This is a genomic window from Paenibacillus sp. DP01, from assembly GCF_044784315.1.
GTDB classification, from domain to species: Bacteria; Bacillota; Bacilli; order Paenibacillales; family Paenibacillaceae; genus Paenibacillus; species Paenibacillus polymyxa.
In genome coordinates this window covers 2,455,722-2,469,224 of the sequence record NZ_CP173059.1, presented here as the reverse complement: position 1 = coordinate 2,469,224, position 13,503 = coordinate 2,455,722, and the positions used below count along the sequence as shown (strand labels likewise).

At 48.3% G+C, this 13,503-nt stretch carries 15 protein-coding genes; 4 read left to right on the top strand and 11 right to left on the bottom strand.

Annotated features, from left to right (window positions below; translation table 11 throughout):
• Nucleotides 1-55: 55 nt before the first annotated feature.
• The 8 genes from ACH59B_RS11220 to ACH59B_RS11185 form a co-directional block, all read right to left on the bottom strand.
• The gene (locus tag ACH59B_RS11220) at nt 56-1,279 is read right to left on the bottom strand and encodes an MFS transporter (protein ID WP_230681853.1); all 1,224 of its coding nucleotides are present in this window, start codon (nt 1,277-1,279) and stop codon (nt 56-58) included.
• Nucleotides 1,279-2,412: an MGDG synthase family glycosyltransferase gene (locus ACH59B_RS11215; protein WP_117289436.1), complete on the bottom strand. Its 1,134-nt coding sequence runs from the start codon at nt 2,410-2,412 to the stop codon at nt 1,279-1,281. Before ACH59B_RS11215 ends, ACH59B_RS11220 begins: the two co-directional genes overlap by 1 nt.
• 22 nt (nt 2,413-2,434) lie before the next feature.
• Nucleotides 2,435-3,136 carry a polysaccharide deacetylase family protein gene (locus tag ACH59B_RS11210; RefSeq protein ID WP_017428395.1) on the bottom strand — a complete coding sequence of 234 codons (702 nt, stop codon included), beginning with the start codon at nt 3,134-3,136 and terminating at the stop codon, nt 2,435-2,437.
• A gap of 30 nt (nt 3,137-3,166) precedes the next feature.
• Nucleotides 3,167-4,333, bottom strand: coding sequence for an MGDG synthase family glycosyltransferase (locus ACH59B_RS11205; protein ID WP_031463414.1), 1,167 nt, complete (start codon nt 4,331-4,333; stop codon nt 3,167-3,169).
• Between the two features lie 24 nt (nt 4,334-4,357).
• Nucleotides 4,358-4,879 (bottom strand): phosphatase PAP2 family protein, encoded by a 522-nt coding sequence (locus ACH59B_RS11200; RefSeq protein WP_016821141.1) that lies wholly within the window; start codon nt 4,877-4,879, stop codon nt 4,358-4,360.
• Nucleotides 4,857-5,483 (bottom strand): YqaA family protein, encoded by a 627-nt coding sequence (locus ACH59B_RS11195; protein ID WP_117289546.1) that lies wholly within the window; start codon nt 5,481-5,483, stop codon nt 4,857-4,859. Before ACH59B_RS11195 ends, ACH59B_RS11200 begins: the two co-directional genes overlap by 23 nt.
• A gap of 153 nt (nt 5,484-5,636) precedes the next feature.
• Nucleotides 5,637-6,266, bottom strand: coding sequence for a YkoP family protein (locus ACH59B_RS11190; RefSeq protein ID WP_126665641.1), 630 nt, complete (start codon nt 6,264-6,266; stop codon nt 5,637-5,639).
• Nucleotides 6,267-6,287: 21 nt separating this feature from the next.
• Nucleotides 6,288-6,488: a hypothetical protein gene (locus ACH59B_RS11185; RefSeq protein WP_244944262.1), complete on the bottom strand. Its 201-nt coding sequence runs from the start codon at nt 6,486-6,488 to the stop codon at nt 6,288-6,290.
• A gap of 483 nt (nt 6,489-6,971) precedes the next feature.
• Between ACH59B_RS11185 and ACH59B_RS11180 the strand changes: the two genes are divergently transcribed.
• The 3 genes from ACH59B_RS11180 (at nt 6,972) to ACH59B_RS11170 (ending at nt 7,705) form a co-directional block, all read left to right on the top strand.
• The gene (locus ACH59B_RS11180) at nt 6,972-7,235 is read left to right on the top strand and encodes a helix-turn-helix domain-containing protein (protein ID WP_080942653.1); all 264 of its coding nucleotides are present in this window, start codon (nt 6,972-6,974) and stop codon (nt 7,233-7,235) included.
• A gap of 22 nt (nt 7,236-7,257) precedes the next feature.
• A complete protein-coding gene (locus ACH59B_RS11175; RefSeq protein WP_376739985.1) occupies nt 7,258-7,500 on the top strand; it encodes a hypothetical protein in 243 nt (80 codons plus the stop codon).
• 124 nt (nt 7,501-7,624) lie between these two features.
• Entirely contained in the window at nt 7,625-7,705 is an 81-nt protein-coding gene (locus tag ACH59B_RS11170) for an IS3 family transposase (RefSeq protein ID WP_373888227.1), read from the top strand.
• Between the two features lie 102 nt (nt 7,706-7,807).
• Here ACH59B_RS11170 and ACH59B_RS11165 read toward each other — a convergent pair whose 3' ends face one another.
• The 3 genes from ACH59B_RS11165 to ACH59B_RS11155 all read right to left on the bottom strand — a co-directional run bounded on the left by ACH59B_RS11165 (nt 7,808) and on the right by ACH59B_RS11155 (nt 12,814).
• On the bottom strand, nt 7,808-10,564 hold the full coding sequence (locus tag ACH59B_RS11165) for a PHB depolymerase family esterase (protein WP_404303750.1): 2,757 nt from the start codon (nt 10,562-10,564) through the stop codon (nt 7,808-7,810).
• A gap of 194 nt (nt 10,565-10,758) precedes the next feature.
• Nucleotides 10,759-11,889, bottom strand: coding sequence for a bifunctional cystathionine gamma-lyase/homocysteine desulfhydrase (locus tag ACH59B_RS11160; protein ID WP_044785680.1), 1,131 nt, complete (start codon nt 11,887-11,889; stop codon nt 10,759-10,761).
• A 1-nt stretch (nt 11,890) separates the two neighbouring features.
• A complete protein-coding gene (locus ACH59B_RS11155) occupies nt 11,891-12,814 on the bottom strand; it encodes a PLP-dependent cysteine synthase family protein (protein ID WP_404303747.1) in 924 nt (307 codons plus the stop codon).
• A gap of 253 nt (nt 12,815-13,067) precedes the next feature.
• Between ACH59B_RS11155 and ACH59B_RS11150 the strand changes: the two genes are divergently transcribed.
• Nucleotides 13,068-13,430 (top strand): hypothetical protein, encoded by a 363-nt coding sequence (locus ACH59B_RS11150; RefSeq protein ID WP_090886962.1) that lies wholly within the window; start codon nt 13,068-13,070, stop codon nt 13,428-13,430.
• The last annotated feature ends 73 nt before the right edge of the window (nt 13,431-13,503 follow it).

The window sequence follows — 13,503 nt, the reverse complement described above, 5'->3', positions numbered from 1 at the left end:
GTCCAGCGGCAAGCCGATGAGCAAGACCAGGTATCCATATTCGTGAAATAATTGTTCAACTACCCCGATCAGGTCCATGAGCCTTCTCCCTCTTGTGCTGCAAAGTCCCGCCAGCCGAGACAAGCTTGTTTTGCGGCAAAATCAAATAAAAAAGTGCAAGAACCGCCAGTAAAGCAGCGCTGAGGCTAATGGCAGCAGCATTCGTATACTGGCTGGCTATCCATCCCCCGATGACCGGGCCAATCATAATACCGAGCCCTTCAATCCCGGAGAGTACTCCCCACCCGGTCCCCTTCTGATCCTCCGGAACAAGGTATGACAGCACCGCATTCCAGGCCGGAAGCACGGCTGAGTAAGACAATCCCAGCATAAAGGCAAACAGCATCGTTAATGCAGGCGGCGGCATGGATACGATTAACAGAGCCAATACGACCGTAAGCGATACGAAACCGGCGAACAGCATTTGCTTGTGCCCCCATCGATCGGCCAGCTTCCCCATCGGGACAAGAAACAGCATCGCGCCGGCCCCGCCTAATATGAGCATTAGCGAATATTGTGGCTGGCTCAAACCGAGATGGTCAGCGGCAAAACCGGGCAGTATCGGCAGCAGCAGTCCCGCGGCGGTCATCTGCAGAACCATGCCTGGCAGCAGCCATTTCAGCTGAACGAGTCTTCTTCGCAGTCCTGCCGCTTGTTCGGCAAAGCTGACGTTTTGGAGACGCAAGGAGGTTGTTCTGTTAATCCCGAACGATGCGATGCAGCCGACGGCGAGCAGCGCAACCATCAGCCGGAAGGCAGGTTCGAAGCCATAATCGAAGGTGAGATTGATTGTGACCGGCCCCAGACCGATGCAGGCCAGCCACACAGTGTATATCGCCCCAATCTGGGCCGCCCGCTCCGTCAGCCGGATTTTCTCCAGACAAATGAGCCATATAGGCGACGCCCCCATCCCAAGCATCACGGAACCGACAACGAGCCCCCAGGCATACGGGCTAAAGAACACGACGGCTAGTCCGGACAGCATCAGGACGAAAGTGGTGGGCAGCAGCCAGCGCAGCGAAAACCTGTCCAGCAAATATCCAGCCACACATTTAATCAGCGTATCGGCTGTATAATGAAGTGAGACGGCAAGACCGACCAAAGCAACGGTTTGCCCCGACTCGTTGACGGCAAAGTTCGGCAGAAACGAGAACAAGAAAGCGCTTCGGACAAACTCTGTGCAAAAAAGCACCGTGAACAGCGTCAGAGTAGAAAGCTTGAACGCGCTCCTCCCGCTCATCATATTCCACCCCTTCTTAAGGGACTTGCCTCAGGAAACAAATGCCGGACAATATGGTCCGCAGACGTTTTCTGCCTTACTGCGAGCAGCCCGTTCATCATCGACTGCTTGATCGGCTCAGAGGAGATCATCGCTTGTATCTGCAACACCAGATCATGAATCGTAAAGGCCACGACTGCCGCTCCTTTGCGCTGCAAGTACAGGGCATTTTCCTTCTCCTGCCCCAGAAACGGATTTAGGATGAAAATCGGAACCCCGGCCTGAATCGTCTCGGATAGTGTAACGCCTCCCGCTTTCGTGATGACGCAGCAGGCGCTGCTCATTAGAACATGCAATTGATCGGTGAAGCCGAATACATCCACTCTTGCATCATCCTCCCAGCTCTCCGCAAGCCTCCGTCTCCATCCTTCCTGCCGGCCGCAAATCACTCGAATGCGGACGCCTGACAAGAGCAGCAGCTTCCCGATGAGCTTCGATAGCGAATGCAATGTGCCGCAGACGTTAGCCATAAGCAGAATCACATGCTCATCTATTTCTTTAACGGAGCCAGAACCGATCATTGCCGCATCATAAAATGACTCCTTGACCGGAATCCCGGTCACGGTAATACGACTCTCGGGGACGCCCTGCCTGACCATAGCCTCTTTCACGTCGCTGGTAGGGACAAAATAATGATCTGGCTTGGCGAACAGCCATCTTCGGTGAACGTCAAAGTCCGTTATGACAACCGCAGTCCGGGGACGGATCGCAGATAATGCCTCGCTGCTTGGCAAGCTGCCGAACGGGAATGTATAAATGATGACTTCCGGCTGGTACTGGAGGATGATTTTCTTGAGCCTGTCGCCGCCAAGACTGTTCATCCAGGCTGCGATCTTTCCCTTCATGGGAAGCTGGTTGGTCAGATGGTAGGTCCATCCGTAATAGGGAATGCCCAGGCTGGCTGCATACAGGCTTTGCCGGTACAGATAGCGGATTATTTTGTTCAGTACAGGATAAGCTTCCCGGAACAAGTCGACAACCGCCACCTGGCTATAACCATTGCGAATCAAGCTTTGCTGCAACACCTTGGACACCTGATGATGACCTTCTCCGTAATCGGCCGTTAAAATTAAAATTTGCGGTTCATGTCCCACTATTGTCACCTCATTTCACTTATCAAGCCATTTCATCTAGACGAACGAATTGCAAGTTGCGTCCCTGTAATTGATGCAGTACTTCCTCCAGAGCCCGAAGCATAAAATATGGTGCGTGACAGTCCGCTCCCGGCGTATCTCCGCTGTCATGCAGCAAAATAACAGATCCGTCCGTAATTCCGTTCAGTAGCGTTGCCTTCAACTTCTTGCGGCAGCTTCTGCTGCGCCAATCCCCCGCCTTCAAGGACCAGAGTACGATGCGGTACGATTTGGGATGAAAGAAATCGAAAGCGTTCATGAGCCCCCATGGCGGACGATAGTGATCCGGCCTTTTTCCAATTATGGATTCAATAATATCTGCGGTCCGTTTCATATGATCACGCCGCACCGTCCAGGGAAGCATCAGCCAATTAGAGATGTGATCATAATTGTGGATTCCAATCTGATGACCTTCACGATCCATTCTTCTGATCAGATCCGGGTGCAGTTCCGCCTGTGAGCCAAGCACGAAGAATGTGGCCTTCACTTGATAATCCTGCAATAAATCCAATAATTCCGGTGTATACCTCGGATGCGGCCCATCGTCGAACGTGAACGCTACCTGGTTCTTGGTGGTTCCCTTACGAAAGGCTCCAAATCTGATGATTCGTGGCAGAAAACTTGGAATTAACATATACAGACTGATGAAGCCTATGAGCCCAATCATCAAATATTTAACAAGCAACGTCTTTATCCCCCTTAGTGAAAATTAAGCTTAAGCATACTGCTGCAAGGAGCAAACCCATTTTTCTTCCTGTGTATCGTTCTGCATGCTCAGAATTTGCATGACCGCATGTCTGGCGGAATCCTGCTGTCTGCACAGCCCTGCTTTCTCCCTCATTTCTTCCAATAGGGAAGGCTGTTGAACCAGCCGCTGAAGCTGATCCTGCAAATTGTCAATCTGACATAGATAAGCTACTCCCGTTTGAATCAAATAATCGGCATTATCCTTTTCCTGCCCCAGCCGTGGCTCCAGCAGCAGCATGGGAAGCTGAAGCGCCAGCGCTTCGGAGGTCGTCAGTCCGCCCGGCTTGGTAATCAATACGTCTGCGGACGCCATCCATTCATGGATTCCCTCCAGGAAGCCTGTCAGCATGACGTTATCCCTGTCTCCCAACGCTTCATGCAGGCGGTACAGCAGCTTCACATTGCGTCCGCATACAATGACAAATTGCACGTTAGGGGGAAAAGAGTCAGATTGCATTTGCTCGATGAAGGATTTATCGATAATCCCGCAGCCGCCGCCCATCACCAGCACGACAAAGGCGTCAAGATCCAAGGCCAGCTTCTCGCGCAGCCGGTCTTTATTGTCATGCTGACTGTAGGATGGGCGAACAGGGATGCCCGTTACAGCGATTTTGTGGTCAGCAACGCCTTTTCTCTGCAGAGCTGCACGCACGCCTTCAGAACCAACCAGATACAGATCCGTAGACGGATGTATCCAATAGCTGTGATCGGAATGGTCGGTAATGACCGTTGCCGCAGGCAGATCCGTCATCCCTTTTTCCTTAAGCAAGGAAATGGCGGCTGATGCCAGCGGGAACGTGCTGACAATCAACGTCGGCTGTTCCTCATTCAGAAGTTTGAGCAGCCGCTGCAGGCTGGTCGTGAGAAAATGCTTCAGGAAGAAAGTAAGTGTACTGTCCGTCCGGGTCTTCTGATACATATATCCGTATGAGGAAGGAAAATGCTTCACCCATTGCAGGAAGCAATACCGTTCAACCACATGCATGCGGGGATGGATCCATTGCATGAAGTCGACCACCTCTACTCCCTGTTTGTACAGCACCGATGCCTCCAAAATCGCCTTGGCCGCCTGCATATGTCCATCCCCGAGCGCGCCGGACAGAATCAGTAGCTTTTCCCGTTTCATGCTATTCATCAACAATCGCCTCCCTCGTGAAATTTAACTATGCATGAACAAAACAACCAGCACCGCCGTTAGGAATCCGACCATCCCACCAGCCACACAATCGATCGGATAGTGATAGCCCCAATAAACCCGGGATATGGCCACCAACAAGGCCAGACCAATCAAGACAAGCATAATTGCCGGCGATGAGGCCAACATAAAAGGTGTAACCAAGGCGAAAATAGCGGTTGTATGGCCGGACGGGAAGGAATAATCCTTCAACGGGAATTTGCCTACCTTTACCTGCTCCAGCTTGCGGAAAGGCCGGTCTCTGCGCACCTTTTTCTTGATCAGGACAGCAACGATATGGCTAACGGCCAGTGCGATCAAGCTTTGTAGCCCGATTCTGCTGAACTCCCCCTCGGCGAACCATGCCAAGGACACTGCGCAAATGATGGTAAACAAAGCTCCGCCCAAATGGGTAATCCATCCGAACAATCGGTCCAGGGTCCGACTGCTCAGCCGATGGTTGCACCAGAAGAACATCGTTTGATCAATTCGCCTTATCCACTGCATCCTGCTTTTCACCTCCGTTCCCTGTTTTTTCGATTGACTGATGTTCATTCCTTATCTTCCTCCACTCAGACAGCTTCCGTATCAAGAACCATATTGCAGCAATCGCTACACCAACGCCCACCAGCGTAATCGTGAGAACTTGGTTCACCATATTCTCTGCCGCGCGGCCATATATATAGAAGAGAAAACCGACTACATAAAACTTCACCGCTCGGCCAATGGCCGCATAGCTGAGCAACTTCCATAACGGATAATTCATGCATCCGGATAAAATCGTAAATATTTTAAACGGGATCGGAGTGAACGATCCGATCAGGATTGCGGCCTCGCCGCGGCGGGCAAATAAGTCGCTTGCCGAATCCAGCCATTTTTTCTTCATTACACCGCCCATAACATGCTTTCCCGACACCTTGCCGATCCCATAACCGATCGGTGTCCCAAGCAGACTTCCTGCAAATCCAACCGTAGCGAGCCATAAAGCCGACTCCGGTTGCACCGCGCTTAAAGAAAGCTGCAGGAAGAACGCCGGGATGGGGAAAATAATCGCATCAAGTATAGCGTGAATGAAAAGTCCCGTCGCTCCGAAGTTCTGTAAAAATTCCATAATTTTATCCATGAATGCCTATCCCGCCTTTGTTACAGAGCATGATGAAAAATAGGTTGCCTCCGGGCGGTATGGGTTCCCACTCGCTGTGTTCCAACTCCATACCGCCCTCCAAGAACTTACTCACCACGCTCTTAGTTTCTTTTGTTTTAATTAATTGGAGCATGGTTTGGGTAGACATAACTCCTTTGAAACGGACTGCCTCTTCACCGTCATAAATCGCTTCCTCAACGAGCTGCGGGAGTGAATCAGCATCATCGGTATCAATTTTTCGGTCTTGCGGCCAATCCGTTTCTTGCCTTCAGGGTGCATGACGGATAACAATAATCGTAGATAAGCCGTTGTAATGCGTTGAAGCAGATCGGACTTCATCGGTTGTTGTTCGAAACCAAGACCATGTATCAAACCACGATGAAGCAGCGTAATGCCGACTAACGCCTTCACCTCTCTGAACTCCGGCTGACTTGCGAATGCCTCGCTGATCTGCTGCATGGATTTCCGTGTAAGCCGGGCCGCCACGAGCGCCGCGCGGTCTGATTCTTCGGATTTGATCAGCGTCAGAATCGTTTCATTATTGAGATGGAGTTCCCCGACCAGATCGCCTTTATCAATGATGGTGGAGTCCGCACAGACGATGCTCTCCCCTCGGTGTTTCTTAATCATGACTTTGCAAATTCCAAAGTGCGATGTATGCGAGCCGCGAAAGCGTGAAATCCACTCGAACCCTCTTTCCCACACCATCCAGGCCGCCTGCATTGAAGATTTGCGTAAACGAAGCAACATTGATCCAACCATCCCTCATTCTTATTTTAATCGACAAATTTTATTGAAATTGTCAAACTGAAATGATATTTCTATGTGAATCTTGTCGATATTGGCAGCTTTATCGATAGCTTGATAAGTTGCCGTCTGACCCTCTGCGTGGACAGTTCCATTAGCCAGTGTACCCGCCAATATAGCTACCAAAGTAAGTGCCACTCTTTTTCGAATGGTGAATGATTTCATAACGCAATCGCTCCTATTATCTTAGAATGTTGTTCTGCTTTACCCCCTCACCTTATCTCCAATATTGTTAAATCGAACAGTGATAAAACCGCCAAGCTTTTGATGACATCGTACTTGGACCTGTCACATATACCGCATGACAAACTGTAAACTGTCTTATATGACGTGCTTGCTAAGCTACGTTCTAACCGCTGTTAGCCCACCCTCTTTCGCTTGGCGGATCGAGAAGTTATATTGCATGATAGGTCTGAATCATTCGGAAATTCATTTGCAAAAAAAATATAAGAAGGTGTGCGTAATTCGTGTTCTCGATAATGAAAAAAAGAAATGAGATTGGCAGGAGTTCCAGTAAGAGAGGTTATGAAGCAGTTGGAATACGGAATAAGACACAGAAAAAAACATGGATGAGGCGGTATCGAAAAGGGGAAGTGCATCGTCTGAAGCAGTAATTGGACCTGCTAAAAAAGTACAAGGAAGTGGAAGGTGGAACCAGAAGTCGTCGTTGCCTGGATTGAATCCATTCGAGACGAAGTGTCAGTGTCTGAGGCTTGTTCATGGCTCGGGATCGCAAGAGCGACCTACTACCGCTGGAAGCAGCCGTGGAGACAGAGCACACAGAAGCTGTGGCGGAGAAAATCAGTGAGCTTTGCATCCGTCATAAATTTCGGTATGGTACCGGAAAACCGCACTCCTTCGGGCAGAGCAAAAAATGAATCACAAACGGGTTCAGCGGATGATGCAGCGTGATGGACTACAGTGCCGCGTGAGGATGAAGAAACGAAAGGTCACTGGGCAGCCCGCTCATCCAGCAGAAAATCTACTAAAGCGGCAATTCCATGCCGAAGCGCTCCTGCAAAAGCTCGTCACAGACATCACCTATTTGAATACGCTGAATCAACTTCCAAAACTGACAAAAATGCTGCTTCATAACGACCAGGGAAGCGTATATCCGTCACACCGCTTATCAAGCAGCAGTAATGAGAAAAGGCATGACCATGAGCATGTTCCGTAAAGGAACGCCCGCTGATCATGCCCCCATCGAATCGTTTCATTCCACCTTAAAGTCTGAAACGTTCTACCTTGAAGATCTCATCTATACAACGATTGGAATCGTTGTATAGACCGTTCGAGACCACATCACCCTCTATAACTCAATTCGGATTCAAACGAAACTAAATAACCAGTCGCCCGTAGATTTCCGACGACTGGCTGCCTAAACTTGAAAGGTGTTTTGATCCCTGTCTCACAAACAGGGGTCAGTCCCAAGGTGCATCAAGACGTTTTTTTAATATGGGTTATGATAAACACACTTGAATCTTTCATTGGCCTTGTAGCTTATGCTGCGCATGCCTAATGGAAGTAAAGTTAAATGCTCGTACTCCCTTGCTATCATACACAATAATCTCTTTATTCAAATACGGATGTAGACCATTAAAATATCCGGGCATAATCAGTCTGCGCATAAAAAGGTTTTTACCCAGCAGACGGGGTGAATTGGTCGCTACGACAAGCATCTGCTGGGTTGCAGACCATGGACTAGGCTGAATATATGACAAACAGTAATCGCCTGCCGTAAAATCGTCACCCCATGCATACCCGTCCTCGGTACATGCAATTTGAAGATGCGCTTGATACTTCTGAAGCAGCTCATGTCTGGACAAGCCTGAAGTGATACAAATCACGTTGCTTTCAGCCAGCTCTTTCTCTGAAATATCTTTAGAAGAGACCACAGGATAATGAACACCAATGTACGGATTCCAAGTCGCTGTTCGTGGGCTAGCCAAGGCGTTCGCCGTTCGTTTCACTGCCTGCTCTTCCTCTGATGTAGTATAGCTGGATGGAAGAACGATGTGAAGTCGATCCATATAAACGTCAAGTACACCCATACCGTGACTAGCACCATTTCTTCCCACGCTTTGCAAACCCGCAATACTCTTAGCTGCATCCGCATTTTTGGTGGAGTCTTCACTGCTCTCTCCCTCCCGTTCAGCAATCAAACGGTATTCAGGTGAGGGGCGTTTGTGCGAGTGTGTTCTAACAAAGCGAAAGCGGCTGTATTCTCGTAAATCCAACATGAAAATGCGAGCTCCAATACGAACCTGAGCGAGTTCCAAGGACATGTCCTCTTGCGAGAGATGAATCACAAATTCTTCTGCGTGAACAGCCTCAATATCCAATTCACCAGTGGAGCTCATTTCGCCATACAACTCCGCATATTCCTCGTTTTCATCCATGCGCGTCAGTTCCAGCCAGTAAGCCCGATTATGTCTGCCCCGTTCCGTCCGATAGGCAATACGCTGAGGCACAACATCTCTTTTCCATTGCATAAGCCAACCCAGTATGCCGTCCAAAAGTCTTAACTCATGCGTATCCCAATGATTAGACTGTCGCTCTATCACACCTTTAAAATGGTTCGATGAAAGCTCTGTTACAGGAGCTGTGTATGCTTGGGCAAATAAATAATCCTGGTCACCACATACATCTAATATTGGCATATTGATCAAATTTTTCAGATGCTTGGGATGTGGCGCCCCTGAGATTACTGCAATAGCTGCAAACCGAGAAGGATAAGCCTGTGCCATCGCCCAGGCAGCATATGCGCCATTCGAGTAACCCGTCAGATAGATACGTTCTTCGTCCACTCGGTACGCTCGCAGTATGACATCTAGTCCCTCCAAAAAAGCTGCTTCTCCAATATAACTGCCCAGCGTAACGCCACGACACGAAAAAGTAACAAATATAGCTTCGTCTTCCCAGCCCTGCCCAAAACCTCTATCCTGAAAATCCGGCAGTCCCAGCTCATACCGCTTGCCAGGCATTAGAACGATCAGAGGATACCGTCGCTCAGCCGTGTAGTTGCTGGGAAGCTGGATTGTATACCGTTGTAAACTATTGTCCAAACGGGAGACAAAAAAACCTTCGCCAATGCCGTCAGCCGTCAAAAAAATATGTTCTTTCTGGAGCACCGATGGGTGCTGTGACTGTTCAGTATGTCCATGCATAAAAATTTGTTTTAATAGCTTGATATATTCACGCACCACCCGTGAATCCCAGATTTCAAAAGGATCTTCCGGCAAATCCGTTAATCTTTTTAATTCCTCAAGCAGGCCCTCTATTTGTATTTTCTGCGCAGAATGAAGAACGTCTTTAGCGCAGACTTGAATGAAATGATCATACTCTTCCTGTAAGCACTCCACGACGACTGACAAAGGCCGCACAAGTACCGAATACACAAAATGATGTTCTACGGCCTCATGATCCCGATATGTAACGGTGAAGTGCAGCATTCCCGTCTTCCTGGCCTTCTCCTCATCCCAGGCGTAGCTTTGCTCCTGCTCCCAATGGGCTGTAAACCGATCCAGCTTCATACCCTCATCATTCGTTACCTCGACCCATAACGTTTGATCTGAGGGAAGAAGTATCCGATCCTTACGCAGCAAGTAAAATAGGATCGGGCTGTTTTTTCCTTCCCTGCCAGCACTTTGCTCAACTTCTAACCAAGCCATATGATTACGTATATTACGCTCTACGAATTCACGATGCAGTTCTATCACATCTGGTTCATCGCATACCTGATTTCCACTGATACGAATAGAACGAGCCTCATCAGGAATAAACGCAGCAATGATAACGACCGTGTGGTCACCTTCCTCCAGATATAAGCGAAAGGGTCCAGATTCTGCATATACCAATGTTCCATCTATCCAAATTTGTCCAGTTCCTTCAAACGGTCTGAAAATCACTTCCTGTGCTGTCATACAACGTAGATTTGAAACCAGCAAAAGTCTTTCTTGTTCAGCCAAAGGCGGAAAAACACCTAGATTCAGTTCAGAGGTCCGGGGATCAAGCTCGGTCAATAACCGGCATGCTGCCCTTCCCCCTGCTGAAAGCTCAATTCCATCTTCACTACAAGCCTTTTCCAAATTCCATTCCTCATGCGTAAAATGACTAGACCATTCCCTGCCCACACCACAATTTTCCGGAAGCTCGACTGGACCGACTGCATAAGCAGACGCCAGACGTACCGGATGATCCAACAGCACAGTAGTTGCCTTTTCCAGATGTGTGAACCTCATAACATTCCCCCTCCAGGTTTTTGTTTCCTCAGAGACGTAGCCGCGTTATATTCGGTTTAACCTTCAAATGAACTATATAAAACTATTCGTTGTCACCTCTATGTACTCCTTTGTGCTTTCCAAAAAAGAAGCTATTCTCACAACAAAAAAAGAGGCAGCTTCTGCCACCTCTCTGGATCATTATGCTTATTTTCTTACAATGCTGATTGCAAGTCTTCGATCAAATCCTCCAGATCTTCAATCCCAACCGAAATCCGTACCAAGCCCTCGGTAATACCTAGCTCTGCGCGACGTTCTGCGGGAATGGAGGCATGCGTCATACGTGCGGGAACGCTAATCAGACTTTCAACCGCTCCCAGGCTCTCAGCCAGTGTAAAATACTGCACTTTTTTCAGGAGGGCAACCGCGTTGGCATCGCTACCTACATCAAACGAAATGATGCCGCCAAAGCCTTCAGCTTGAGTTTTGGACAGCTCGTGCTGTGCATGGCTTTCCAACCCAGGGTAGTACACCTTACTAACCTTCGGATGCTTTTCCAAAAAGGCTGCAATTTCCTTTGCATTTTTCTCGATTGCTTCCATACGCAGACCCAAGGTTTTGATACCGCGGATCAATAACCAGGAATCCTGCGGGCCGAGAATACCACCAATGGCGTTTTGCAGAAAATGAAGCTGCTCGCCCAGCTCTTCACTGTTGACTACAGCCAAACCGGCTACAACATCGCTGTGTCCACCCAAATATTTGGTTGCGGAGTGAACGACGATGTCAGCCCCAAGTGTAATTGGCGTCTGCCAATAAGGGGTAGCAAATGTATTGTCCACAATCAACAAAAGCTCATGCTTTTTCACCAGTTCTGAAACTGCGCGAATATCAGTAACTTTCAACAGCGGGTTCGTTGGTGTTTCGACGTACAATGCCTTCGTATTGGGACGGATTGCTTTGGAAATAGCCTCCAGATCAGTTGTATCTACAAATGTGGAATCAATCCCGATCCGACTAAGCACTTTACTTACAATACGATAAGTGCCCCCATATACATCATCGGTCAGCAAAATATGATCCCCTGCTTTAAACAAAGAAAATACTGCATGAATCGCTGCCATACCCGAACCGAAAGCAAAACCACGTTTGCCTTCCTCCAGTTCCTTGATCAGCTCTTCCAGCGCAAACCGGGTAGGGTTACCTGTACGCGAATATTCGTATCCCTTATGAACACCGATTTCCTCTTGCTCATAAGTACTTACCTGATAAATAGGAACGTTAACCGCGCCAGTATGAGGATCGGTAGGGAGTCCACCGTGAATCAGTTTTGTTTTGCGTCTCATTTTATATCCCGCCTTCATATATTTTTTTGCTCAGATAACGTTCACTGCTATCTGGGAAAATGGTAACAATATGTGCACCATCCGGTGCGCTCTCTGCTTCCAGTAAAGCAGCATGCAGGGCTGAACCGGAGGAACTGCCAACGAGGATACCCTCACGTTCCGCCAATTCCTTGACGCGGTTGAATGCGTCCACATCGCTAATGGTATGAATGGCATTAAAATAGCCTTTGTCTACAAACTCAGGGATCAATTCCATGCCGATTCCTTCTGTTTTATGAGGGCCTGACTCGCCACCATTCAAAATAGACCCTTCAGGCTCTACGATGACCGTTTTAATCACTGCATTTTGCTCCTTAAGGTAACGCGAGGTTCCCATAAATGTGCCCCCCGAGCCTGCTCCTGCCACGAATACGTCGACTTTACCGTCCAGATCGTTCCAAATTTCAGGTCCCATTGTCGTATAATAAGCCTCTGGATTATCAGGATTGCTAAATTGCTGTGGCAAGTATGCGTCTTTGATTTCAGCAGCCAATTGCTTTGTCTTTTCAATGGCTCCCTTCATCCCCTCACTTGTCGGGGTATGAACGATCCGTGCTCCCAATGCCTTCATCAGGTCCTGCTTCTCCTGGCTGAACTTCTCTGGCACAGCAAAAATAACCGAGATATCATAATGAAGCGCGGCCATCGCAAGACCAATACCTGCATTGCCTGCTGTTGCTTCTATTAAAGTCCCGCCCGGCTTCAACTGGCCTGTCTTTAATGCTTTTTCAATTAGAGCCTTTCCCACCCGGTCCTTCACGCTGCCGCCGGGATTCATAAACTCCAGCTTGGCGAACAGGCGAATTCCTCTGGATAGAGAATAGCTATTCAGCTCCACTAATGGCGTGCGCCCTATGAGTTCAAGGGTATTGCGATATACATTCATAATTTCAAGCTCCTTTTAATGGCGAATCCAAAATAAACCAACGGTCAAAAATTAGCGCCCATTGTCGGAGAAATTCGCTGTCTTCTCCAAAAACATAGTAATGCGGTAAGTATTGATGCAATAAGATTTTATGTGTATTTGAAGCTTTTGTCAAATGGACCAGTCACAACACCCACACCCTTGATATCCTGCCTCGATATGATGGAGAATAATCTCTCAAAATTCCCTTTTCTAACATAGGAGGATGCTATCTATGGGTAAGCAATGCTTAAAGATAGCTGCCGTATATTTTGCCCTCGGTGCGCTGCTCAGTGCAATCATTGGCGTGTCGGGTGATTATAGCCTGTCCCCTATTCAGTCTCATATCCATTTACTGGGTTGGACGACTCTTGGGATCATAGGTCTAATCTATGTGGCCTTTCCTGCACTTTCAGTTACGATTTTGGCACGTATCCATTTTTGGATACATAACATCAGTCTGCCAGTGTTGATATTGGCGATTATAGGTAAAAATTACGCGATTGTAGAGGCTGGAGTGTGGAGCGTCATAGGATGGGTCTTACTGGCAGCGGGTATTATGCTATTTATGGTGAATATGTGGGACAGACTGCGTTAGAGCACATAGGTTCACTTCACTGGTCATAGAAAAAAGGAGCCTGGTCATTGCCAAGGCTCCTTGATGTCCTCAT

Excerpts from the sequence above, each read along its gene's own strand:
- ACH59B_RS11195 (WP_117289546.1), bottom strand. The coding sequence starts at position 5,483 with ATGGAATTTTTACAGAACTTCGGAGCGACGGGACTTTTCATTCACGCT.
- ACH59B_RS11200 (WP_016821141.1), bottom strand. The coding sequence starts at position 4,879 with ATGCAGTGGATAAGGCGAATTGATCAAACGATGTTCTTCTGGTGCAAC.
- ACH59B_RS11220 (WP_230681853.1), bottom strand. The coding sequence starts at position 1,279 with ATGAGCGGGAGGAGCGCGTTCAAGCTTTCTACTCTGACGCTGTTCACG.
- ACH59B_RS11205 (WP_031463414.1), bottom strand. The coding sequence starts at position 4,333 with ATGAATAGCATGAAACGGGAAAAGCTACTGATTCTGTCCGGCGCGCTC.
- ACH59B_RS11165 (WP_404303750.1), bottom strand. The coding sequence starts at position 10,564 with ATGAGGTTCACACATCTGGAAAAGGCAACTACTGTGCTGTTGGATCAT.
- ACH59B_RS11185 (WP_244944262.1), bottom strand. The coding sequence starts at position 6,488 with ATGAAATCATTCACCATTCGAAAAAGAGTGGCACTTACTTTGGTAGCT.
- ACH59B_RS11190 (WP_126665641.1), bottom strand. The coding sequence starts at position 6,266 with ATGTTGCTTCGTTTACGCAAATCTTCAATGCAGGCGGCCTGGATGGTG.
- ACH59B_RS11160 (WP_044785680.1), bottom strand. The coding sequence starts at position 11,889 with ATGAGACGCAAAACAAAACTGATTCACGGTGGACTCCCTACCGATCCT.
- ACH59B_RS11150 (WP_090886962.1), top strand. The coding sequence starts at position 13,068 with ATGGGTAAGCAATGCTTAAAGATAGCTGCCGTATATTTTGCCCTCGGT.
- ACH59B_RS11155 (WP_404303747.1), bottom strand. The coding sequence starts at position 12,814 with ATGAATGTATATCGCAATACCCTTGAACTCATAGGGCGCACGCCATTA.
- ACH59B_RS11175 (WP_376739985.1), top strand. The coding sequence starts at position 7,258 with ATGAAGAAACGAAAGGTCACTGGGCAGCCCGCTCATCCAGCAGAAAAT.